The sequence below is a fragment of the Actinotalea sp. C106 genome, assembly GCF_023630195.1.
Lineage (GTDB): Bacteria > Actinomycetota > Actinomycetes > Actinomycetales > Cellulomonadaceae > Actinotalea.
In genome coordinates, this window is record NZ_JALPKN010000026.1 from 1 (window position 1) to 20,560 (window position 20,560).

The 20,560-nt window shown below is 72.5% G+C and carries 23 protein-coding genes and 2 tRNA genes; 12 read left to right on the forward strand and 13 right to left on the reverse strand.

Annotated elements, in window-relative coordinates; translation table 11 throughout:
* A partial coding sequence (locus tag L0B03_RS03335) for an ATP-binding cassette domain-containing protein (protein ID WP_250444039.1) occupies positions 1-1,268 on the forward strand: 1,268 nt, incomplete at its 5' end.
* A 42-nt stretch (positions 1,269-1,310) separates the two neighbouring features.
* On the opposite strand, the gene L0B03_RS03340 is transcribed toward L0B03_RS03335, so the two are convergent.
* A complete protein-coding gene (locus L0B03_RS03340) occupies positions 1,311-1,862 on the reverse strand; it encodes an NUDIX hydrolase family protein (protein ID WP_250444041.1) in 552 nt (183 codons plus the stop codon).
* 77 nt (positions 1,863-1,939) lie between these two features.
* Here L0B03_RS03340 and trxA point away from each other — a divergent pair, with 77 nt between their 5' ends.
* A complete protein-coding gene (gene trxA, locus L0B03_RS03345) occupies positions 1,940-2,329 on the forward strand; it encodes a thioredoxin (RefSeq protein ID WP_250444043.1) in 390 nt (129 codons plus the stop codon).
* Between the two features lie 4 nt (positions 2,330-2,333).
* Here the strand turns inward: trxA and L0B03_RS03350 are convergent, their stop codons facing one another.
* Positions 2,334-3,347 (reverse strand): NAD(P)/FAD-dependent oxidoreductase, encoded by a 1,014-nt coding sequence (locus L0B03_RS03350; protein WP_250444046.1) that lies wholly within the window; start codon positions 3,345-3,347, stop codon positions 2,334-2,336.
* Positions 3,344-4,768 (reverse strand): NAD(P)/FAD-dependent oxidoreductase, encoded by a 1,425-nt coding sequence (locus L0B03_RS03355; RefSeq protein WP_250444047.1) that lies wholly within the window; start codon positions 4,766-4,768, stop codon positions 3,344-3,346. The genes L0B03_RS03350 and L0B03_RS03355 overlap by 4 nt, the downstream gene beginning before the upstream one ends.
* 47 nt (positions 4,769-4,815) lie before the next feature.
* Here L0B03_RS03355 and L0B03_RS03360 point away from each other — a divergent pair, with 47 nt between their 5' ends.
* Complete coding sequence (locus L0B03_RS03360; protein ID WP_250444049.1) at positions 4,816-5,361, forward strand: metallophosphoesterase; 546 nt, start codon at positions 4,816-4,818, stop codon at positions 5,359-5,361.
* Between the two features lie 48 nt (positions 5,362-5,409).
* Here L0B03_RS03360 and L0B03_RS03365 read toward each other — a convergent pair whose 3' ends face one another.
* Positions 5,410-5,820, reverse strand: a complete 411-nt coding sequence (locus tag L0B03_RS03365; protein ID WP_250444051.1) for an STAS domain-containing protein — start codon at positions 5,818-5,820, stop codon at positions 5,410-5,412.
* A 92-nt stretch (positions 5,821-5,912) separates the two neighbouring features.
* Positions 5,913-6,677 carry a GAF and ANTAR domain-containing protein gene (locus L0B03_RS03370; RefSeq protein WP_250444053.1) on the reverse strand — a complete coding sequence of 255 codons (765 nt, stop codon included), beginning with the start codon at positions 6,675-6,677 and terminating at the stop codon, positions 5,913-5,915.
* Positions 6,678-6,988: 311 nt separating this feature from the next.
* On the opposite strand from L0B03_RS03370, the gene L0B03_RS03375 reads away from it, so the two are divergent.
* From L0B03_RS03375 to L0B03_RS03390, 4 genes are read left to right on the forward strand one after another with little or no spacing between them, the layout of a single operon-like run.
* Positions 6,989-7,870 carry a manganese catalase family protein gene (locus L0B03_RS03375; protein WP_250444055.1) on the forward strand — a complete coding sequence of 294 codons (882 nt, stop codon included), beginning with the start codon at positions 6,989-6,991 and terminating at the stop codon, positions 7,868-7,870.
* A gap of 24 nt (positions 7,871-7,894) precedes the next feature.
* On the forward strand, positions 7,895-8,683 hold the full coding sequence (locus L0B03_RS03380) for a hypothetical protein (protein ID WP_250444058.1): 789 nt from the start codon (positions 7,895-7,897) through the stop codon (positions 8,681-8,683).
* A complete protein-coding gene (locus tag L0B03_RS03385) occupies positions 8,680-9,111 on the forward strand; it encodes a phage holin family protein (RefSeq protein WP_250444059.1) in 432 nt (143 codons plus the stop codon). Before L0B03_RS03380 ends, L0B03_RS03385 begins: the two co-directional genes overlap by 4 nt.
* A complete protein-coding gene (locus L0B03_RS03390; protein ID WP_250444060.1) occupies positions 9,108-9,704 on the forward strand; it encodes a DUF3618 domain-containing protein in 597 nt (198 codons plus the stop codon). Before L0B03_RS03385 ends, L0B03_RS03390 begins: the two co-directional genes overlap by 4 nt.
* A 91-nt stretch (positions 9,705-9,795) precedes the next feature.
* Here the strand turns inward: L0B03_RS03390 and L0B03_RS03395 are convergent, their stop codons facing one another.
* The 4 genes from L0B03_RS03395 to L0B03_RS03410 form a co-directional block, all read right to left on the reverse strand.
* A complete protein-coding gene (locus L0B03_RS03395) occupies positions 9,796-10,545 on the reverse strand; it encodes an ANTAR domain-containing response regulator (protein ID WP_250444061.1) in 750 nt (249 codons plus the stop codon).
* Between the two features lie 228 nt (positions 10,546-10,773).
* Complete coding sequence (locus tag L0B03_RS03400) at positions 10,774-11,229, reverse strand: DUF4383 domain-containing protein (RefSeq protein ID WP_250444064.1); 456 nt, start codon at positions 11,227-11,229, stop codon at positions 10,774-10,776.
* An 89-nt stretch (positions 11,230-11,318) separates the two neighbouring features.
* Positions 11,319-11,399: transfer RNA gene (locus L0B03_RS03405), tRNA-Leu, on the reverse strand.
* A 68-nt stretch (positions 11,400-11,467) separates the two neighbouring features.
* Entirely contained in the window at positions 11,468-11,935 is a 468-nt protein-coding gene (locus tag L0B03_RS03410) for a peroxiredoxin (RefSeq protein ID WP_250444067.1), read from the reverse strand.
* A 129-nt stretch (positions 11,936-12,064) separates the two neighbouring features.
* Between L0B03_RS03410 and L0B03_RS03415 the strand changes: the two genes are divergently transcribed.
* From L0B03_RS03415 to L0B03_RS03425, 3 genes are all read left to right on the forward strand, one after another.
* On the forward strand, positions 12,065-12,361 hold the full coding sequence (locus L0B03_RS03415) for a co-chaperone GroES (RefSeq protein ID WP_250444090.1): 297 nt from the start codon (positions 12,065-12,067) through the stop codon (positions 12,359-12,361).
* A 153-nt stretch (positions 12,362-12,514) separates the two neighbouring features.
* Positions 12,515-12,781: a hypothetical protein gene (locus L0B03_RS03420; protein WP_250444069.1), complete on the forward strand. Its 267-nt coding sequence runs from the start codon at positions 12,515-12,517 to the stop codon at positions 12,779-12,781.
* A 102-nt stretch (positions 12,782-12,883) separates the two neighbouring features.
* Positions 12,884-12,956 (forward strand) — tRNA-Lys (locus L0B03_RS03425).
* 72 nt (positions 12,957-13,028) lie between these two features.
* Here the strand turns inward: L0B03_RS03425 and L0B03_RS03430 are convergent.
* On the reverse strand, positions 13,029-15,386 hold the full coding sequence (locus L0B03_RS03430) for an excinuclease ABC subunit UvrA (protein ID WP_250444072.1): 2,358 nt from the start codon (positions 15,384-15,386) through the stop codon (positions 13,029-13,031).
* A 167-nt stretch (positions 15,387-15,553) separates the two neighbouring features.
* Here L0B03_RS03430 and L0B03_RS03435 point away from each other — a divergent pair, with 167 nt between their 5' ends.
* The gene (locus L0B03_RS03435; protein ID WP_250444075.1) at positions 15,554-17,068 is read left to right on the forward strand and encodes an NAD(P)/FAD-dependent oxidoreductase; all 1,515 of its coding nucleotides are present in this window, start codon (positions 15,554-15,556) and stop codon (positions 17,066-17,068) included.
* 86 nt (positions 17,069-17,154) lie between these two features.
* Here the strand turns inward: L0B03_RS03435 and L0B03_RS03440 are convergent, their stop codons facing one another.
* The 3 genes from L0B03_RS03440 to L0B03_RS03450 all read right to left on the reverse strand — a co-directional run bounded on the left by L0B03_RS03440 (position 17,155) and on the right by L0B03_RS03450 (position 19,607).
* Positions 17,155-18,192 carry a glycine betaine ABC transporter substrate-binding protein gene (locus tag L0B03_RS03440; RefSeq protein WP_250444078.1) on the reverse strand — a complete coding sequence of 346 codons (1,038 nt, stop codon included), beginning with the start codon at positions 18,190-18,192 and terminating at the stop codon, positions 17,155-17,157.
* A gap of 66 nt (positions 18,193-18,258) precedes the next feature.
* Complete coding sequence (locus L0B03_RS03445; RefSeq protein WP_250444081.1) at positions 18,259-18,945, reverse strand: ABC transporter permease; 687 nt, start codon at positions 18,943-18,945, stop codon at positions 18,259-18,261.
* Entirely contained in the window at positions 18,942-19,607 is a 666-nt protein-coding gene (locus L0B03_RS03450) for an ABC transporter permease (protein ID WP_250444084.1), read from the reverse strand. Before L0B03_RS03450 ends, L0B03_RS03445 begins: the two co-directional genes overlap by 4 nt.
* Before the next feature lie 52 nt (positions 19,608-19,659).
* On the opposite strand from L0B03_RS03450, the gene L0B03_RS03455 reads away from it, so the two are divergent.
* Positions 19,660-20,560, forward strand: a 901-nt coding sequence (locus L0B03_RS03455) for an ABC transporter ATP-binding protein (protein ID WP_250444087.1), incomplete at its 3' end; no start/stop codon positions are given.

Below are 20,560 nucleotides of genomic sequence, written 5' to 3' on the forward strand. Positions count from 1 at the left end.
AGGCCCTGGCCCGCGCCGAACGGCTCGGTGTCTGGGACGCGGACCGGCGAGCCGACGAGGCGTTGAGCCGCTTCGGGGCCCCGCGGGACCGCAGCCGCCCCCTGGCCTCGCTCTCGGTGGGGGAGCGCTACCGGGCGCGGCTCGCCTGCCGGATCGCCCAGCGGGCTGACGTCCTGCTGCTCGACGAGCCCACCAACCACCTCGACGCCTCGGGCATCGAGCACCTGACCGAGCAGCTGCGCACCTGGCCCGGTGCCGTGGTGATCGTGACCCACGACCGACGACTCCTCGACGACATCATGACCGCGATCGTGGACCTCGACCCGTCGATCGACGGCCGCCCCACGGTCTACGGGGCCACGAGCTACGCGACGTACCGCTTCTCGCGGAACCAGGCACTGCGGCGCTGGCGGCAGCGCTACACCGCCGAGCAGGCCCGGCGGGAGAAGCTCGCCGAGCGGCTCGACGCCTCCTACGAGGGCCTCTCGGACGAGTGGCGGCCACCCAAGGGCAGCGACAAGCACCGCCGCGCCACGCGGGCCAGGATCCACGTCAAGGCCGCGGACCGACTGGTCGAGCAGCTCGAGGCCCAGGCCGTCGAGGTGCCCGTACCACCCCTGGCGCTGACCTTCCCCGACCTGCCCGCGATGCCCGCGGGCGGGGACTCGGCGCACCCTCTGCTCGAGGTGCGCGCCCCGCAGGTGCCGGGCCGGCTGGACCTCCCCGGGGTGCGCGTCGGACTGCCGCCCTGCGGGAGGCTGCTGGTCACGGGGCCCAACGGCGCGGGCAAGTCGACGCTTCTCGGGGTACTGGCCGGGACGGTGCCGAGCCTGCGCGGCGTGCGTGCCGTGCGGCCCGGGGTCCGGCTGGGCCTGCTGGGGCAGGACGACGCCACGACCCAGGACTCCCCGGAGGCCACGGGCTTCGAGGCCTACGCCCGGCGTGCCCTGCGCCTGCTCGAGGCGGGAGCCCTCGACCCCGAGCAGCTCGTCGCGGTCGCCCGCCTGGGACTGCTCACCGAGGAGGATCTCGACCGGCCCCTGGGGGAGCTGTCCCTCGGGCAGCGTCGACGGTTCGACCTCGCCGGGGCCCTCCTGGCCGCCCCGCACGTGCTGCTGCTCGACGAGCCGACCAACCACCTGTCGGTGGCGCTGGTCGACGAGCTGACCGATGCCCTGCGCACGACGAGCGCGGCCGTGGTGGTCGCGACGCACGACCGCGCCCTGCAGGCCGACCTCGCCGACTGGCCCGTCCTCGACCTCAGCTGAGGGGCCGTCCCGAGCAGGACCGAGGGCCCGTACCGGCGGTGGTCAGCGCAGGCGACCGACGTGGGCCATGGCCTGGCGGAGCAGGTACCCGTGGCCCCCGGTCATCTCGACCTGCACCTGTTCGGCGCAGGCCTCCTCGGGGGTCATCCACGCGAGGTCGAGGGCGTCCTGCTGGGGCTCGCAGTCCCCGGCCACCGGCACGACGTAGGCCATCGACACCGCGTGCTGACGCGGGTCGTGGTACGGCGTCACGCCGGGGGTGGGGAAGTACTCGGCGACCGTGAAGGGCTGCGGGGAGGTCGGCACCTGCGGCAGGGCCACCGGTCCGAGGTCCTTCTCGATGTGCCGCAGCAGGGCGTCGCGCACCCGCTCGTGGTAGAGCACGCGGCCCGAGACCAGGGCCCTGGTCATCGCGCCGTCGTGCGACACCCTCAGCAGCAGGCCTACCGCGATCACGTCCCCGCTCTCGTCGACCCGCACGGGCACGGCGTCCACGTAGAGCATGGGCAGGCGCGACCGGGCGGTCGCGATGTCGGCCTCGGAGAGCCACCCGTCGGGGGTGTGGTCCTCGGGGTAGTCGGCGGTGTCGGTCATGGCAGGAGCCTAAGGCCGCGGAATACCAGGACGGCGGCGACGTTCACGCAGAGACACGAACCAGGGAGGATTCACCCATGCCGACGATCGAGCTGACCGAGACCGAGTTCGAGAAGACGATCACCGAGAACGACATCGTCCTCGTGGACTTCTGGGCCGAGTGGTGCGGACCGTGCAAGCGCTTCGGGCCCGTGTTCGAGGAGTCCTCGCAGTCCCACCCCGACGTGGTGCACGCCAAGGTCGACACCGAGGCCGAGCAGGGCCTGGCCGCCGCCGCGCAGATCACGTCCATCCCCACGCTGATGGCCTTCCGCGAGGGCGTCCTGGTGTTCTCGCAGGCCGGCGCGCTGCCCGCCCCCGCCCTCGAGCAGGTCGTCACGGCCGTCAAGGGCCTGGACATGGAGGACGTGCGCGCCCAGCTCGCGGCCCAGCAGGCCACCGCCGAGGCCCCGGGCCCGACTGCCTGAGGGTTCAGACCCGTCGAGAGCGGCGGGCGTCCACGGCAGCGTCCACGGACGCCGCCGTGAGCTCGTGGTCGATCGCGACGGCAGCGCGGTGACCCGCGGCCGCCGCCGCGACGACCTGGGCGCCCAGATCGCTGACGTTGCCCACCGCCCACAGACCGTGCACGCCCGTGCGGCCCTGGTCGGTGCTCGAGGCCTCTTCCCCGAACGCGTCGGCCTGGACCGGCACGCCGAGGTCCGCGAGCAGCTCGTCGTGAGCTCGTAGCCTGGGTTGGACCACGACGGCATCGCACGGCACGTGGCTTCCGTCCGCGAGCGCGACCGCTGTCAGCCGGCCCGTGCTCTGGGCGGCGCCCGCGAGGTCGCGGCGCGGCGCGGGGGACCCCGGGAGCGCGCTCGGGACGAGGTGACGGGCCGGCCCTGCCCTCACGCCGATGTCCATGGCGTCGAGGCGTTCGAGGACCTCCGGTCCCAGGTCCTCCGGCTCGAGGCCGTGCAGCACGACCTGGACGGACGAGGTCCACTGACGCAGCGTGAAGGCCTTGTCGATCTCCTCCGACGCCGTGACGAGGACCACCACCCGTTCTCCGCTGTGCTCCCAGCCGTGGCAGTACGGGCAGTGCAGCACCTCACGGCCCCACCGCTCGGCGAGACCAGGGATCTCAGGTAGCTCGTCGCGCAGGCCCGTCGCCACCACCACGTGCCGCGCGAGCAGCGTCGTCCCGTCTGCCAGGCCGACGTGGAAGCCGTCCGAGGCCGTCCGCAGGCTCGTGACCCGTCCCGCCCGCAGCACACCGCCGTAACGTGCCACCTCGTCTCGCCCTCGGCGCCGCAGGTCCTCCGGGGAGGTGTCGTCCAGCCCCAGGTACCCGTGGACGTGGGGCGCAGCGGCGTTGCGGGCCTCCCCGGCGTCGACCACGACGACACGCCGTCGAGCACGGGCCAGCACCAGGGCTGCGCTGAGGCCTGCCGGCCCACCACCCACGACCAGGACGTCGAGCACGTCCGGTCTGCTGCTCACGTCCTCTGCGCAGGTGCGTCACCGCGCGGGCGGTCTCCCGACGCGGTGAGCTGCTCCTGCGCCCGGGCTCGCTCGGCCTCGTCCTGCGCGGCGAGGGCCTGGCGGGCCCGGACCTGCTGCAAGGTGGCTGTGCGCTCCGACCTGCCCCGGCCGATGAAGCTCACGAACCAGTGCAGCAGCGTGGTCACGCGGTTCTTGAAGCCGATGAGGTAGAACACGTGCACGCCGAGCCACAGCACCCAGGCGATCAGCCCGGACACCTCGCGGCCGCCGACCTCGGCGATCGCGTAGAACCGCGAGACGGTGGCCATGCTGCCCTTGTCCTGGAAGCGGAACGGCCGACGCTGGGTCTCTCCGCGCAGACGCCGCGAGATCTCCCCGGCGGCGTGCTTGCCGCTCTGCATCGCGACCTGCGCGACCCCGGGCAGGTCGTCCAGGGCCATCATGTCCCCGATGACGAAGACCTCGGGGTGGCCCGGCAGCGTGCAGTCGGGCTCGACCCGGACCCGCCCCGCGCGGTCGGTCTCGGCCCCGGCCCGCTCGGCGAGCTGAGCACCCAGGGGAGAGGCCGCGACCCCCGCGGCCCAGACCTTGCACCGGGTGGCGATCCTGCTCGTGCTGCCGTCCTGGGCGCGCAGGTCCAAGCCGTCGGCGTCCACCCCGGTGACCATCTGGCCGAGCCGTACCTCGACCCCGAGGTTCTCCAGCTGGGCGGTGGCCGCGCGGGAGAGCTTGTCGCTGAAGGCCCCGAGCATGGTCGGGGCGGCGTCCACCAGGACGATGCGGCTCCGCCGCGGGTCGATGTGACGGAAGTTCCCCCGCAGAGCCCGGTGGGCGAGCTCGGCGATCTGGCCGGCCATCTCGACCCCGGTCGGGCCCGCCCCGACGACGACGAAGGTCAGGAGCTTCTCGACCTCCTCGGGGTCCGCGCTGAGCTCGGCGAGCTCGAAGGCCCCGAAGATCCTGCCGCGCAGCTCGAGGGCGTCGTCGATGCTCTTCATGCCGGGCGCGTAGCGCGCGAAGTGGTCGTTGCCGAAGTAGGACTGCCCGGCCCCGGCGGCCACGACGAGGGAGTCGTAGGAGGTCGTAGTGGTGCCGCCCGGGGAGGTCGAGGTCACGACCTGCCGTTCGAGGTCGACGTCGGTCACCGTGCCGAGGAGCACGCGGGCGTTGCGCTGGCGGCGGAGCACCTCGCGGGTCGCCGGGGCGACCTCGCCCTCGGACAGGATGCCTGTGGCCACCTGGTAGAGCAGGGGCTGGAACAGGTGGTGGCCGGTGCTCGCGACCAAGGTCACCGCGACCCCGGGCTCGCGGGCCAGGGCTCTGGTGGTGAACAGGCCACCGAACCCCGAGCCGACGACGACGACGTGATGGTGGCCGTCGGGGCTGCGGCCGGGCAAGGACTGGGGCGCGCGCGGCATGCTGGGCTCCTCGGATCGGGTTCCTCGACGGTAAGGGGGTGGGCGCCATGGCGCGCGTCGTGACGGAGGCGGGCTCTCCGCTCGAGGTGGTGCTGCTCGCGGACACGCACTGGCCGCGTCGCGCCAGAGAGCTGCCGGACGAGGTGTGGGAAGCGGTCGAGCGGGCCGACCTCGTGGTGCACGCGGGGGACTGGGTGGACCTGCGGCTGCTCGACGAGATCGAGGAGCGGTCCCGGACACTCCTGGGCTGCTGGGGCAACAACGACGGACCCGAGATCCGCGCCCGTCTGCCTGAGGTCGCTCGGGCCGAGGTGGCCGGGGTGCGGGTGGGCGTGGTCCACGAGACGGGGCCGCGAGGCGGACGCGAGGCGCGGATGGACGCCGCCTACGCCGAGGAGCTCGACCTGCTCGTCTTCGGCCACAGCCACATCCCGTGGGACACCACCACTCCGCGCGGGCTGCGTCTGCTCAACCCCGGGTCGCCGACCGATCGGCGCCGTCAGCCGCACAAGACGTGGATGAGCGCGCGGGTCGGCGCCGGCCTGCCGGGGTACGCCGAGGTGGTGCTGCACCGGGTGGGTGAGCGGGTCTGACCCGTGGATGGAAGGGAACTCGCCCGACAGCGGGTCGTGCTCGGCGGGTCAGTCTGCTGCCCGGTCGACCCCACCGGCCGGGACGCCGGGGTCGGGGTCGGGGTCGAACGGGAAGCCCGGGTCCGCCTCGACGACGTCGACGAGCTGCCCGATGCGCGTGAGGTCGAGCAGGAAGCGGACGAGCTCGGGGGGGTCGATGAGCTGGAGCCTGTCCGGGGCCCGGGCCGAGAGTCGCGCGAGCATCGAGACCCCGGAGGAGTCCATGAAGGTCACTCCACGGGTGTCGATCTCGATCGGGAGGGAGGCCTCGAGGGCCTCGTCCATCGCTTCGCTGATCTCCCCGCGCAGGGCGACGTCGATCTCCCCGGTGAGCACGAGGCGGGCGCGGGAGCTCGAGAGGAAGAGTGCGACCGAGCCTTCGCCCTCGGGCAGGGATCCGGGGCTGTGGTCGTGGGCCATGAGCCTCCGCAGGCAGCGATGATCGGCTGGCCGCGCTGCTGGACCTCCACCGACTGTAGACGGTCGGGGCGCGGGTGTCGCCGAGATGCGGTTCAGGTGCGGTCGTGGCCCTCGGGGGAGGCCGGGACGAGCGCCACGGCGGTCACGATCTCGGCGGCGAGGTCGCGCAGCTTGGCGTTGCGGTGCTGGGACGCGGTGCGGAGGACCTCGAAGGCGGCCTCGGGTCCGCACCGGCTCTGGGCCATGATCACCCCGATCGCCTGGTCGATCACCGCCCGGGAGCGCAGCGCCGTCTCGAGCTGCTCGGTGAGCTCGGCCTGCTGGGCGAGGCGCACGGCGAGCCGCAGAGCACGGGCCGCCTCGCCGGCGAACCGCCGCGCCACCGCGATGGTGGCCGCGTCGAAGGTCCCCGGCTCCTCCGAGTACATGTTCAGCGCCCCCGTCGCACGATCGTGACCGCCGAGCGGCACCGCGAGGCAGGACCGCAGCCCGAGGGGCAGGACGTGCGCGCGGTAGGCCGGGAAGCGCCCCTCCGACGCGAGGTCGACGACGAGCACCTCCGTCCCGGCGCGGAGGGCGGTCAGGCACGGCCCCTCGTTCAGGCCGTACTGGAGCTCGTCGTAGCGCGAGGTCCTGTCATCGCTGGTGGCGACGGTGACCTCGCGCCGTTCCCGGGCGAGGGTGATGCCCGCCGAGACCCGGCCGTTGAGGGCCTCCGCGGTCAGGAGCACCAGCCGGTCGAGGAACTCCTGCACGTCGGCGGTGTCGAGCGCGAGGTCCTGGAGGTCGGCGCTCGCGGGGTCGGGAGACTGCTCGGCCTGCGTCGCTGTGGGGCTGCTGTGCCCATCGATGCTCATCAGACCTCCGTCGAGGCGTGGGCGAGGCGCCGTCGTCTGCCCCCGTGGACCGATCTACGTCGGCCTCCATGGTGCGTCTACGGACGCGACGGGGCATCCCGGAACCTCCGGTGGCGGGTGGACGAGGACCTGCTTAGCGTGAGGGCACCGCAGGCCGAGACGGCCACGGCGGCGAAGGACCGACGCAGGAAACGTGTCGGCGCAATCCTCGAGCTCTCGAGGGTGGCGCGGCCATCCTGCGCGCAACCTCCGAGACCTCGAGAACCACAGCGAGGTTCGCAGGCCCGAGGGCCGCACATCGGAGGTCTCCCATGTTCTTCCACCGTCAAGAGCTCCAGCACAAGGCCAGCCCCGACCGTCCCGACGCCGTCTACGCCCGCAAGCTCCAGGAGGTGCTCGGCGGGCAGTACGGCGAGATCACGGTGGCGATGCAGTACGGGTTCCAGTCGTGGAATGCCCACATGCCGGGCAAGTACCGGGACCTGCTCTTCGGCATCGGTGCCGAGGAGATGGGCCACGTCGAGATGCTCGCGACGATGATCGCGCAGCTCCTCGAGAAGGCCCCCGTGGGCGCGACCGAGAAGGCCATCCAGGACGACCCGACGGTCGCCGCGGTGATCGGTGGAACCGACTTGCAGCACGCGATCGTCGCCGGGGCCGGTGCACGCCCGGTCGACAGCATGGGCAACCCCTGGTCCGCGGGCTACATCACGGCCAGCGGCAACCTGCTCGCCGACTTCACGGCCAACGCCAACGCCGAGATGCAGGGCCGTGTGCAGGTCGCGCGGCTCTACCACATGACCGATGACGCCGGGGTCCGGGACCTGCTCTCGTTCCTCCTGGCCCGGGACACGATGCACCAGAACCAGTGGGTCGCCGCGGCCAGGGAGCTGCAGGAGGAGGGGTACGAGCAGCTGCCCGTGCCCAGCAACTTCCCTCAGCGCAAGGAGGCCACCGAGGTGTCCTACGAGTACATCAACTTCTCCGACGGCAAGCATGCGGGCGAGGGCTCCTGGGCGAGCGGCCCGACCCCCGACGGCAACGGCGAGTTCAGCTACCGCGAGACCCCGGAGAAGGGCGTGCCGATGCCGCCGCCCACCCGCCCCGACGCCCGGTTCTACGGCACCACGGACCTGCCGAACATCGTGGAGAAGGCCGCCGGCACCGTCCAGGACAAGCTCAAGAAGGACTGACCTGCTCTGCGAAGGAGAGACACCATGACGTACAGCACCAGCGGGACCCCGTCCACGGGCGGGGCCCAGGGATCGACCAAGCAGGAGGCACGGGAGCAGGCCGAGGGCGTCGCGCACAGCGCAGCCGACTCAGCTCGTGGGCTGGCCGGTGAGGCGCGGTCCGAGGCCGGCGAGGTGACCAAGGAGGCGGGCCGCCAGGCCCGGGACCTGCTCGACCAGGCGCGCAGCGAGCTCGTCGGCCAGGCCGGTGCCCAGCAGACCAAGGTCGCCGAGGGCCTGCGTGGCCTGGGCAGCGAGCTCGGCTCGATGGCTGACAGCGCCGAGGGCGGCGGTGGGCTCGGCGCCGACCTCGCTCGGCAGGCGGCCTCGCGGGCTGACACCGCCGCGGGGTGGCTCGAGGACCGCGAACCCGGCTCCCTCGTCGACGAGGTCAAGGACTTCGCACGACGCCGGCCAGGGGTGTTCCTCGCGGTCGCCGCGGGCCTGGGGGTCGTCGCCGGGCGGCTGACCCGTGGCGCCAAGGACGCGCCGTCGAAGGACGACGGGGACCAGGGCCTCGGCGGCACACGTCAGGCGAGCACCGGTCAGGCCAGCACATCTCAGGCCAGCACGGTGCAGGGCGGGGCGCACCGAGCCCCGGGTGCTCCGTCGACCCCCGGCACGACGCCGGCCCCGGCCGCCTCGCCGGCCACCTCGACGCCGGGACAGGCCCCGATCGCTCGCACACCGGCTGGCACGGCACCTGCCAGCCCCGGCGTCGGCACGGCGACGGGCGACCCGGTCTCGGGTCTCGAGCAGGGGAGGACGCCATGAGCTCCACCACTGGCGCCGGTACCGGGACGGGCAGCGAGGGCCATGAGCAGCCGAGTCTCGGTGAGCTGCTCGGGCGCATCAGCGAGGACGTCTCGACCTTGATGCGCCAGGAGGTCGCCCTGGCCAAGGCCGAGCTCTCCGAGTCGGCCACGAGGGCGGGGAAGGGGGCGGGGATGCTGGCTGGTGCCGGCCTGGCAGGCCACATGCTCCTCCTCTTCCTGTCCGTGGCCCTCTGGTGGGGGCTCGGTCACCTGATCGACCTGGGCTGGTCGGCCCTGGTCGTCGCCGTGCTCTGGGGTGCCGTCGCGGCGGTGCTCGCCCTCAAGGGGCGTGCCGAGATCACGGAGATCACGGGCGCCCCGCGGACGATGGAGACCGCCAAGAAGATCCCTGACGCACTGCAAGGACATGAGGAGAGAAACCGATGAGCACCGACCCGGACCAGATTCGCGCCGACATCGAGCGGACTCGTGCCGATCTCAGCCAGGACGTCGACGCCCTCGAGGACAAGGTGAGCCCGAGCAGCATCGCGCAGCGCAAGACCGAGCAGGTGCGCGGCGCTGTCGGCTCGGTCAAGGAACGCGTGATGGGCAGCGCCCACGACGCGAAGGACTCGGTCCGCAGCAAGCAGCAGGAGAGCTCCTCACCCGGGGAGGTCGCGCACGGCCTGCAGAGCACCCTGCGGGAGAAGGCGGAGGGCAACCCGCTTGCCGCTGGCCTGATCGCCTTCGGCGTGGGGTGGTTGGCGAGCTCGCTGCTGCCCACGAGCAAGGCCGAACGCGACGCGGGCGCCCGACTGAAGGAGCAGGCCTCGGAGCACTCCGAGCAGCTCAAGGACGCGGCCTCGTCCGTGGTCGACGACCTGCGCGCCCCCGCTCAGGACGCGATGTCCGCCGTCCAGGACCGGGCGCGCGAGGCGGCCACGACTCTCAAGGACGACGGCACGGACGCAGCACAGGGCCTGCGAGATGACGCGACCCAGGCCAAGGAGCACGTGCAGGAGTCGCGCGGTCAGAGCTGACGGAGAGCTCGTCCGGGACGGGGTGGCCGCGCTCAGGACGCGCGGTCGCCCCGTTCTGCCGAGCGAGGCCCTCGATGGGCACCCGCACGGGTCATGCGCTGCTCCGGTCCTGGAAGCGGGTACCGTCCTGCGCGGGACGCCCGCTGACCTGCTCGACGATGCGCGCGGCGAGGGTGCGGAGCTTGACCTGCCGACGACTGGCCTCCTTGCGCAGCACGTCCATCGCCTGGTCGGCGCTGCACCGGTCGCGCGCCATGAGCACGCCGAGGGCCTGGTCGATGACGGCGCGGGTGTCCAGCGCGGTGCGCAGGTCCTCCACCGAGTGCCGGGTGAGCTCCCGCCGCTGGCGGAGGGAGAGGGCGTGCGCGACGTCCCGGACCAGGTCGATGGCGTCCCGGGGGGGCCCGGCCTGGGGCCACGCCTGCGAGGGTGCGCAGGAGTAGATCGTGAGCGCCAGGGTCGTGCCGGTCGTCGTGGCAGCCGGGACGATGCTTGCCGCCCGGAAGCCCTGCCGCAGGGCGACGGTGCGCCAGGCCCGCCACGGGGCGCTCGCCACGTCCTCGACGAGCGCGGCCTCGCGCCGGGCAAGGACGGCCACCGCGGGGGAGATGCCCTCGGGGTCGAGTGCGCGCTCGCACTCGGTGGTCGCCTCGCTGCACCCGGCGACATCGAGGCCGCCGCGCCGTCGCACCGTGAGGCCGACGCCGTAGGGCGTACCGAGCTCGGTGGAGAGGGAGCGCGCGACCCCCTGGGCGAAGTCCGAGAGGTCGGCGTGCGGTGCCGTGAGAAGTGTCAGGAGGGCCGAGCCGAGGTCGTGGCGCGGCTTGTCGGGGGAGGGCATGGGTCGCTGCTCCGGACGTTCGATCCGGTCACGCGCGACTTCCTCACCGTGACTCGTCCACGGTGACCCAGGTCAGCCCGCAGCGCCACTCGTACGGCGGAGGGCCACCGGGGCGCGCCGACAAGGCGGCCCCGGCGATCCCTCCGGGGCGACGCCTTGCCTGCGTCGGTCGTGCGGCCCGCCCAGACGTGGGCGGGGTCGTTCAGCGGCCGGTGATCCGGCCCAGGGTCAGGCGCGGCCGGAGCCGGCCCGACGGTCCTTGTCGGGCCACAGCGCGATCGCGAGACCGGCCAGGGTGCTGACGATGTGCAGCCCGTTGTCCGCCCCGTTGATGTTGAGGATGTTCAGGTCCGGGTCGTCCGCGACGATCAGGCCGTAGACCGAGGTTGCGCCGTAGACGATCGCGAGGAGCCATCCGTAGGCCCTGGCGCTCGACCGCTTGCTCCACATCACGACGCCGAGCACACCGATCAGCAGGTGCACGATGTTGTGCAGCGGGTTGATGGCGAAGCCGAGCAGGGTCTGGGAGTGGTCGTGCTCGGTGAAGTCGTCGAAGCCGGTGATGAAGAACCCGACAACGCCGATGAGCAGGTAGACCGCTCCGATGGCGAGAGCGAGCCACTGGTACGGCGCCCGGTCGGGGCGCGTGGCCTGGGTCGGGTGGCGGGTGGGTTGCTGGGACATCTGGACCTCCTGGGATCGAGTAGGTCGTCCCAGGGTGATGCCGCCTGCCCTGCCCCGCATCTGGTGGACAGGTGCGGGGCAGGCCGAGGTGCGCGAGGCGGGAGTCGAACCCGCACGCCCGAGGGCACCAGGACCTAAACCTGGCGCGTCTGCCATTTCGCCACTCGCGCTCAGAGGGAGCCTAGGGCCCCGGTCCCGGCGGGGGTAGCCGTCGCCAAGTGCAGGGCGCGAACCATCCTCAGGCGATCCCGAGGTCTCGGCGAAGCTTGGCGACGTGCCCGGTGGCTCGCACGTTGTACTGCGCGAGCTGGACCTTGCCCTCCTCGTCGAGGACGACCGTGGAGCGGATGACGCCCTCGACGGTCTTGCCGTAGAGCTTCTTCTCGCCGAAGGCGCCCCACGCCGTCAGCACCGTGCGGTCGACGTCCGAGGCCAGCGGGTAGGTGAGCGCGGCGCTCTGGGTGAACTCGTCCAGCCGGGGCACCGGGTCGGGGGAGATGCCGAGCACCGTGTACCCCGCGCCTTGCAGCGTCTCGAAGGAGTCGCGGAAGTCGCAGGCCTGGGTGGTGCAGCCCGGGGTCATGGCCGCGGGGAAGAAGAAGACCACCACACGCTGGCCACGCAGGTGAGACAGGGTGATCGTGCCACCGTCGGCCGTCGGCAGGGTGAAGTCGGGGGCGAGGTCACCGGGGCTGAGGCGCGGCATGGTTCTCCTTCGTGACGGGGGGCCCAGCGTACCGAGTACGGTGCGCGGGTGAGCACGCCTGATCTCTCGTCCCCGCCCTCCGGTCGGTCCGCCTCGAGCCCTCGCCCGGAGGCCCACCCGCCGATCCGGATGCTGCACGACAGGGTCCTGGTGCAGATGGACGCCGAGTCCTCCGAGCGGCTCTCGACCTCGGGGATCGTCATCCCTGCGACCGCCTCGGTGGGCAAGCGCCTGGCGTGGGCGTTGGTCGTCGCCACCGGCCCCCACGTGCACCAGGTCACCCGAGGGGACCGGGTGCTCTTCGACCCCGAGGAGCGTGCCGAGGTGGAGCTGCACGGCAGCGACTACGTGCTGCTCCGGGAACGCGACCTGCACGGCGTCGCAGAGCCCGAGGCCACCGGTCAGCGGACCGGCCTCTACCTGTGACCCGCCACCTGCGATAGTCAGCCTGCAGTCCGGCGTCCCTGTGCCTCCGACGGGGTGATGCTCGCGCGTCACCGTTGCGGAACGGGCCCCCGGGTGGTGCAGTTGTCCTGGAGAGCCCCGATCGGTGGTCGGGGCCGGAACGGAGGTGGCCGCGTGGTCGTCGACAAGATCGCCCCGCACGACGGAGAAGAGGTCGACTCCTCGACCGTGCCCGAGGACGAGGCCTCGCAGGAGGTCATGAGCCTGCTCAGCCAGCACGTGCCGCTGGCTCTGCTGGCCGACCTGGCGGTGCCCAGCGGGCCGGCCTCCCCTCAGATCCTCGAGGACGAGGGCCTGCCCGACGTCGCCTGGTGGGAGGGCGAGGACGCGTCCAGCGAGGCCGAGGAGACCGACGAGCAGAGTGGGGACGCGACCGGCTGACCGTCGAGAACCACCACCGGCGCGGGGCTCCAGCGGGTTCCGGGCGGGTGCCGGTCGCCGGTTTCTCACCAGCCCCGACCTGGTGGTAGCCTCTTGCACCGCGCGCCATTAGCTCAATTGGCAGAGCAGCTGACTCTTAATCAGCGGGTTCGGGGTTCGAGTCCCTGATGGCGCACAGTCAAGGGCCCCTCATCTGCGGAAATGCAGGAGAGGGGCCCTTTCTCATGGGCCGCTCGGTCTGAGCCTGTCACCGCCCCACGTACGCCGCGAGGTGCTGTCCGGTGAGGGTCGTGCCGTCGGCCACGAGGTCCGCCGGGGTGCCCTCGAAGACGACGCGGCCGCCGTCGTGCCCGGCGCCGGGTCCGAGGTCGATGATCCAGTCCGCATGGGCCATGACGGCCTGGTGGTGCTCGATCACGACCACCGAGGTGCCCGAGTCCACGAGCCGGTCGAGCAGCCGGAGCAGCTGCTCGACGTCAGCCAGGTGCAGACCCGTGGTGGGCTCGTCCAGGACGTAGATTCTTCCCTTCCCCGCCATCTGGGTGGCGAGCTTGAGCCGCTGGCGCTCGCCCCCTGAGAGGGTGGTCAGAGGCTGGCCAAGAGTCAGGTAGCCGAGCCCGACGTCGGCGAGCCGGTCCAGGATCGTGTGGGCGGCCGGGGTGCGGGCCTCGCCGGTGCTGAAGAAGGACTCTGCCTCGGTCACCGGCATGGCCAGTACCTCGCTGATGTCCCGACCACCGAGGCGGTACGCGAGGACCGAGGCCTGGAACCGCCTGCCCTCGCACTCCTCGCAGGGCGACTCGACGGTGGCCATGACCCCCAGGTCGGTGTAGATCACTCCCGCTCCGTTGCACACCGGGCAGGCACCCTCGGAGTTCGAGCTGAACAGCGCAGGCTTGACGCCGTTGGCCTTGGCGAAGGCCTTGCGGATCGGGTCGAGCAGCCCGGTGTAGGTCGCCGGGTTGCTGCGGCGGGAACCGCGGATGGCCCCCTGGTCGACCGTGACCACGCCGTCGCGACCGGAGACAGAGCCATGGATCAGCGAGCTCTTTCCTGAACCGGCCACCCCTGTGATCACGACCAGCACTCCCAGCGGGATGTCGACGTCCACCTCCCGCAGGTTGTGGCTGGTGGCCCCGCGGACCTCGAGGGCCCCGGTGGGTTCCCGCACCGACTCCTTGAGGGAGGAACGGTCGTCCAGGTGCCGCCCGGTGAGGGTGCCGCTCGCCCGCAGCCCGGCCACCGTGCCCTCGAAGACGACCTCGCCTCCTGCGGTCCCGGCGCCGGGACCGAGGTCGACGACGTGGTCGCCGATGGCGATGGTCTCCGGCTTGTGCTCGACGACCAGCACCGTGTTGCCCTTGTCGCGCAGGCGCAGCAGCAGGTCGTTCATCCGCTGGATGTCGTGCGGGTGCAGGCCGATCGTCGGTTCGTCGAAGACGTAGGTCACGTCGGTGAGCGCGGAGCCCAGGTGGCGGATCATCTTGGTGCGCTGCGCCTCGCCCCCGGACAGCGAGCCGGCCGGACGGTCCAGCGACAGGTAGCCCAGGCCGATCTCGACGAAGGAGTCGAGGGTGTGCTGCAGCCCGGTCAGGAGCGGGGCCATGCCCGGCTCGTCGAGGTCACGCACCCACGCGGCCAGGTCGCTGATCTGCATCTGGCAGGCGTCGGCGATGCTGATGCCGAGGATCGTCGAGGACCGGGCGGCCTCGCTGAGGCGCGTGCCCTCGCAGTCGGGGCAGGTGGTGAAGGCCACGGCCCGCTCGACGAAGGCGCGGATGTGGGGCTGCAGGCTCGCGACGTCCTTGGACAGCATGGACTTCTGGATCCGGGGCACGAGCCCCTCGTAGGTCAGGTTGATGTTGTCGACCTTGATCTTGCGGGGCTCGCCGTAGAGGAACTCCTGGCGCTGCCTCGGGGTGAAGGTCGAGACGGGGACGTCGGCGGGGACGACCGCGCCGAAGATGCGCCCGTACCAGCCGTCGGCGCTGTACCCCGGCACCGTGATGGCCCCGTCGTCGAGGGACTTGGTCTCGTCGACCAGCTGGGTCAGGTCGACCTCGCTCACGTGGCCCATGCCATCGCAGCGCGGGCACATGCCCCCGGTGATCGAGAAGCTGCGCACCTCGCTCGTCTGCCGGCCGCCCTTGTCGAGCTTGACCCGGCCCGAGCCGCTGATCGACGCGACGTTGAAGGAGAAGGCCTGGGCCGAGCCGATGTGCGGGGTGCCGAGCCGGCTGAACAGGATGCGCAGGAGCGCGTTGACGTCCGTGGCGGTGCCGACCGTCGAGCGGACGTTGGCGCCCATGCGCTCCTGGTCGACGATGATCGCGGTGGTCAGCCCCTCGAGGAGGTCGACGTCGGGCCGGGCCAGGGAGGGCATGAAACCCTGGAGGAAGGCGCTGTAGGTCTCGTTGATCATGCGCTGGGACTCGGCGGCGATGGTGCCGAAGACCAGGGAGCTCTTCCCCGAGCCGGAGACCCCCGTGAAGACGGTGAGGCGGCGCTTGGGGATCTCGACGTTGACGTCCTTGAGGTTGTTCTCCCGTGCGCCCTGCACACGGAGGAGGTCGTGGCTGTCGGCAACGGTTGTGTCCTGGATCACAGCGGGGATCTTTCCATGGGCCCCTGACACTGCCTAGGCCTGGACCCGCCCGAGGCCGGACCTCGCCGAGGACCGACCTCACCCGGCTGCGACCGGCAGCCCGGTGGGGGTGCGCCCTGCGGCCCGCAGGACGACGATGGCTGTCGTCGCCCACCGTGGAGGAACCGATGACCAGCTCGCCAGCCCCCGCCAGCTCCGCGTCCAGCAGCCCCGGACCCACCGAGACCGATCACCGCACCTACGACGTCGTCGTGCTGGGCGGTGGGGCGGTCGGTGAGAACGCCGCCGACCGGGCCGGCCGTGGCGGTCTCACCGTCGTCGTCGTCGAGGCCGAGCTGGTCGGGGGCGAGTGCTCCTACTGGGCCTGCATGCCCTCCAAGGCCCTGCTGCGCCCTGGGGCCGCGCTCGAGGCCGCGCGCGCGGTCGACGGGGCGGCGCAGGGCGTGACGGGGATGCTCGACGTCGGTGCGGTGCTCGCTAGGCGTGACTCCTTCGCGAGCGGCTGGGACGACGCGGGCCAGGTGCAGTGGCTCGAGACCACGGGCATCGACCTGGTGCGCGGCCACGCCCGCCTGACAGGGCCCCGCACCGTCGAGGTGCACCACGAGGGCCAGGCCACGACGATCACCGCGCGGTGCGCCGTCATCGTGGCGACCGGCAGCGAGCCGGTCGTCCCCGAGGTCCCGGGCCTGGCCGAGTCGCAGCCCTGGACCAGCCGGGAGGCCACCGCGGCGCAGGAGGTCCCGGCCTCGCTGGTGGTGCTCGGCGGCGGGGTGGTCGCCACCGAGATGGCCACGGCCTACGCCGACCTCGGTTCGACCGTCACGGTGCTGGTCCGGGGGGATCGGCTGCTCAGCGCGATGGAGCCGGCGGCGGGGGAGGCCGTCACGGCCGGTCTCCGCGCCCGCGGCGTGGACGTGCGGTTCAGCACCAGCCCCACCCGGGTCACCCGCCGCGGGTCGGGGGTCGAGGTCGAGACCGAGGCGGGGGTCGTCACGGCCGAGGAGGTGCTCGTCGCGACAGGACGGCGCCCGCGCAGCGGCGACCTCGGCCTGGAGAACGTCGGGCTCGAGCCAGGCGCCCCCGTGGCGGTCGACGACAGCATGCACGTCGCTGCGGTCGCCGACGGGTGGCTGTACGCGGTCGGGGACGTCACCGGCAGGGTCGCGACCACCCACCAGGGCAAGTACGACGCGCGCGTCGCCGGGGACGTCATCGCGGCGCGGTTCGGCGCTGCAGCGCAGGAGGAGGCCGACGGTCACGTCGAGCCGGCGGCCGCCGAGTCGCAGCCCGCGTGGAGCCGCTACCGCGCGACGGCGGACCACGGCGCCCTCACCCAGGTCGTGTTCACCCGTCCCGAGGTCGCCTCGGTCGGGCTGACCGAGACCGCCGCCGTCGAGGCGGGTCACGCGGTCCGGCGGGTCGAGGTGCCCTTCTCCTCGGTCGCCGGGGCGGCCCTGGCCCGGGACGAGGTCGAGGGACGCGCGATCCTCGTGGTCGACACCGAGCGTGAGGTCGTCCTCGGCGCCACCTTCGTCGGGCCCGAGGTCGCGGAGCTGCTGCATGCCGCGACCATCGCCGTGGTCGGCGAGGTGCCCTTGCCCCGGCTCTGGCACGCGGTCCCGCCCTACCCGACCGTCAGCGAGGTGTGGCTGCGCCTCCTGGAGGAGTACGGGCTCTGAGGCGGCGCTGGACGAGAGGCGCGCCTGGACGAGACGAGGGGCCCCGGTGCTGATGCACCGGGGCCCCTCGTGGTCTGTCGCGCTCGTCAGGCCCCGAGGGCCGCGTCGGAGGAGAACACCAGGCCGACGGCGATCTCGCCCTGCTGCAGGGCCGTCTTGGTCAGCGGACCACCCGCGTCGAGGGAGGTGAACTCGTCGATCTCGAGCCCGTAGACCTCCTCCAGGCCGGGCTGGCAGAACGGGCGCTCAGGGCACTCGGGCGGCCCGCCCAGGGTGATCGCGCAGCTCTCGGCGAGATCGCTGAGGGTCGTGACCCCGTACTCGTCGGCGAAGGCCGTCGTCACCGCGAAGGCGTTCTGGTCCTGGGCGGCCGAGGGCTCGCCGAAGACGAGGCCGACCTCCGCGCCCAGCTCGGTGAGCGCCGCGGTCGTGGCCTCGAGGTCCGAGCTCGCCACGGCCTCGGCGTCGGCCCCGTTGACGCTCTGGTTGATGAACTCGGTCACGGTGCCCACGTACTCGGGGATCACCGTGAGGGTGCCGTCCTGCAGGGCCGGCATGTACGTCTCGCGGTTGCCGATGGTCTGCGTGGACGCGTCGTAGCCCGCGGCGCTCAGCACTCCCGCGTAGAGCTCGGCGAGGGTCGCGCTCTCGGAGAAGTTGCCGGCGCCGACCACGACGCTCGCGCCGTCCCCGACGTCCTCCTGCTCGGTCAGGCCCTCGGCCTCGAGGAACTCGGCGGCGACCTCGGTGGAGGTCTGGCGCTCGACGTCGACCGCGCGGTTGAGGCCGATGAGGATGTCGGTGTCGAGGGCTGCGGACACCTGGTCCAGCAGGTCGATCATCTGGTCGTCCTCGGCCACGGCCTCGGCGTTGACCGCGGGGATGATGTTGTCGACGGTCTGCAGGCCCAGGTCGTCCTCGAGGACGACGAGCTCCTCACCGGCGATGGGTGCGCAGACCTCCAGGTTCGCCTCGGTCGAACCACCGGCCTCGGGCTCGGGCTCGGTCCCTGAGGAGCCGGCGTCGCCGCAGGCCGAGACGAGCAGCAGGGCGCCGGCTGCAGCAGCGGCCAGGACGGGGCGGGGTACGCGCACGGAGATCTCCCAGATCGGTCGAGGGCGCATCTCGCGCCGTCGACCATTCGATCCCGGCCACTGCCAGGTCGGCAACCGGTGCGGGGCCGTCCAAGGTCACGTCCTGACAACGATCGAGCGCATGGGGGCGGGGGTGGCCAGTCGCTGGACCCCGGCCATGAGCACCTCGGCGACCAGGCACAGCACCGCGACGAGGAGCCCCCCCGCGAGCACCTCGCCGAAGCGTCGCGTGCCGAGCCCTGTGACGATGAGCGGCCCCAGACCGCCGCCGCCGACCAGGCCGGCCAGAGTGACGGTCGCGATCACCTGCACGACGGCGGTGCGCATCCCGGCGGCGATGAGCGGCAGGGCGAGGGGGATCTCGACCAGCAGGAGCGAGCGGCGCCCGGACATGCCCATGCCGCGGGCGGCGTCGCGGACGTCGGCGTCGACGCCGAGCAGACCCGCGCACGCGTTGGTGAGGATCGGGGGTATCGCGAAGATGGCGACGGCCAGGACGGTCGGGCGGTTGCCGAAGCCGATCGTCGTCGAGGCGAAGATCAGCAGCAGGGCGAAGGTCGGCAGGGCCCGCGACGCGTTGGCCACCACGACCACGACGCCGGTGCCCTTCCGCCGGTGCCCGAGCCAGATCCCCACGGGCAGCGCCACGGCCGCGGCAAGCAGCACCGCCAGTGCGGACATGCCCAGGTGCTCGCCGGTCCGTTCGAGGATCCCGTTGCGCCCGGTCCAGTTGAGCGGGTCGTTGAGCCAGCGGAAGGCCTGCTCGATGACCGAGTCGTTCATGCGGCCCTCCCGGTGCGGGTCCACGGCGTCATGAGCCGACCGAGGGCCAGGATCAGCAGATCGGCGACCACCGCGATGGCGACGGTCAGGACGGTCGCGGTGAGGATCTCGGCGCGGTAGCTGCTGTTGAACCCGCGGAACATCAGCTGCCCGAGCCCCCCGAAGCCCACCACCACCCCGATGGTCACCAGGGCCACGGTCGAGACGGTCGCGACCCGCAGGCCGGCGATCACCGCGGGCAGGGCGTTGGGCAGCTCGACTGTCAGGAGCATCCGGGCCCGGCCGTAGCCCAGCCCGCGGGCTGCGTCCCGCACGTCGGGGTCGACCCCTTCGAGGCCCACCACGATGTTGCGGACCAGGATGAGCAGCGCGTAGGCGACCAGACCGATGAGGACCGTCGTGCGCCCGATGCCGGTGAAGGGGGCCAGGATCGCGAACAGGGCCAGCGAGGGGATCGTGTACAGCGCCCCCGTGGCGCCGAGCACCGCGGTCGCGACCCGGGGTCGCCCGTGGGCCAGGACCGCGAGCGGGAGCGCGATCGCGAAGGCGATGACCATGGCCTGGATCGTCAGGGTGGTGTGCTGGCTGACGGCCGTGGTGATGTCCCCCCAGTTCCGCTCCACGTACGACCAGGAGAACCAGGGGTTCGCGACCGGTTCCATCGACGGGACGCTACCGCGAACTCTGGGATCCCGCGGTGTAGCGTCGCCACGCATGAGCTCCCAGCGGCCCGTCACCACCGGTGAGCCGGTGATCCGGTTCGAGCAGGTGCGCAAGGAGTACCCCGACGGCACGGTCGCCGTCGAGCACCTGGACCTCGAGGTCCGTGAGCACGAGCTCATGGTCCTGGTGGGCCCGTCCGGCTGCGGCAAGTCCACCACCCTGCGCATGGTCAACCGTCTGGTGGACCCGACCTCGGGGCGCGTCGTGGTCCAGGGCCGGGACGTCGCGACCACCGACCCTGTCGAGCTGCGGCGCCACATCGGCTACGTGATCCAGCACGTAGGGCTCTTCCCGCACCGCACCGTGGGCCAGAACATCGGCACCGTCCCGGACCTGCTGGGTTGGGACCGGGCCAGGGCCAAGCGGCGCACCGGGGAGCTGCTCGAGCTCGTGGGCCTGGACCCGGACACCTACACCCGCCGCTACCCCCACCAGCTCTCGGGTGGGGAGCGCCAGCGCGTGGGAGTGGCCCGGGCGCTCGCGGCCGACCCGCCCGTGCTCCTCATGGACGAGCCCTTCGGCGCCGTCGACCCGGCCGGGCGGCGCCGGCTCCAGCAGGAGTTCTGGCGCATCCAGCGCGAGCTCGGCACCACGGTCATGCTCGTGACCCACGACGTCGACGAGGCCGTGCGCCTGGGCGACCGGGTCGCCGTCTTCGCCCGCGGGGGACGTCTCGAGCAGCTCGGCGACGCGGTCGAGCTCCTGGCCCGCCCGGCCGGCCCCATGGTCGAGGACCTCGTCGGTCAGGGCCGCGCGGTCCGGCTGCTCGCGATCGGCGAGGTGACCCCGGCCGACGTCGTGCCCGCCCCCTCGGGGTTCACGCCCGTGACGCGTGTGCCGAGCCTGGCGCCGGCGGCTCCGTTGCGGGTCGGCTCGAGGCTCGACGAGGCCT

Excerpts from the sequence above, each read along its gene's own strand:
- L0B03_RS03415 (WP_250444090.1), top strand. The coding sequence starts at position 12,065 with ATGCTGCACGACAGGGTCCTGGTGCAGATGGACGCCGAGTCCTCCGAG.
- L0B03_RS03440 (WP_250444078.1), bottom strand. The coding sequence starts at position 18,192 with ATGCGCCCTCGACCGATCTGGGAGATCTCCGTGCGCGTACCCCGCCCC.
- trxA (WP_250444043.1), top strand. The coding sequence starts at position 1,940 with ATGCCGACGATCGAGCTGACCGAGACCGAGTTCGAGAAGACGATCACC.
- L0B03_RS03370 (WP_250444053.1), bottom strand. The coding sequence starts at position 6,677 with ATGAGCATCGATGGGCACAGCAGCCCCACAGCGACGCAGGCCGAGCAG.
- L0B03_RS03390 (WP_250444060.1), top strand. The coding sequence starts at position 9,108 with ATGAGCACCGACCCGGACCAGATTCGCGCCGACATCGAGCGGACTCGT.
- L0B03_RS03410 (WP_250444067.1), bottom strand. The coding sequence starts at position 11,935 with ATGCCGCGCCTCAGCCCCGGTGACCTCGCCCCCGACTTCACCCTGCCG.
- L0B03_RS03360 (WP_250444049.1), top strand. The coding sequence starts at position 4,816 with ATGGCGCGCGTCGTGACGGAGGCGGGCTCTCCGCTCGAGGTGGTGCTG.
- L0B03_RS03435 (WP_250444075.1), top strand. The coding sequence starts at position 15,554 with ATGACCAGCTCGCCAGCCCCCGCCAGCTCCGCGTCCAGCAGCCCCGGA.
- L0B03_RS03375 (WP_250444055.1), top strand. The coding sequence starts at position 6,989 with ATGTTCTTCCACCGTCAAGAGCTCCAGCACAAGGCCAGCCCCGACCGT.
- L0B03_RS03340 (WP_250444041.1), bottom strand. The coding sequence starts at position 1,862 with ATGACCGACACCGCCGACTACCCCGAGGACCACACCCCCGACGGGTGG.
- L0B03_RS03380 (WP_250444058.1), top strand. The coding sequence starts at position 7,895 with ATGACGTACAGCACCAGCGGGACCCCGTCCACGGGCGGGGCCCAGGGA.
- L0B03_RS03385 (WP_250444059.1), top strand. The coding sequence starts at position 8,680 with ATGAGCTCCACCACTGGCGCCGGTACCGGGACGGGCAGCGAGGGCCAT.
- L0B03_RS03450 (WP_250444084.1), bottom strand. The coding sequence starts at position 19,607 with ATGGAACCGGTCGCGAACCCCTGGTTCTCCTGGTCGTACGTGGAGCGG.
- L0B03_RS03355 (WP_250444047.1), bottom strand. The coding sequence starts at position 4,768 with ATGCCGCGCGCGCCCCAGTCCTTGCCCGGCCGCAGCCCCGACGGCCAC.
- L0B03_RS03400 (WP_250444064.1), bottom strand. The coding sequence starts at position 11,229 with ATGTCCCAGCAACCCACCCGCCACCCGACCCAGGCCACGCGCCCCGAC.
- L0B03_RS03445 (WP_250444081.1), bottom strand. The coding sequence starts at position 18,945 with ATGAACGACTCGGTCATCGAGCAGGCCTTCCGCTGGCTCAACGACCCG.
- L0B03_RS03395 (WP_250444061.1), bottom strand. The coding sequence starts at position 10,545 with ATGCCCTCCCCCGACAAGCCGCGCCACGACCTCGGCTCGGCCCTCCTG.
- L0B03_RS03365 (WP_250444051.1), bottom strand. The coding sequence starts at position 5,820 with ATGGCCCACGACCACAGCCCCGGATCCCTGCCCGAGGGCGAAGGCTCG.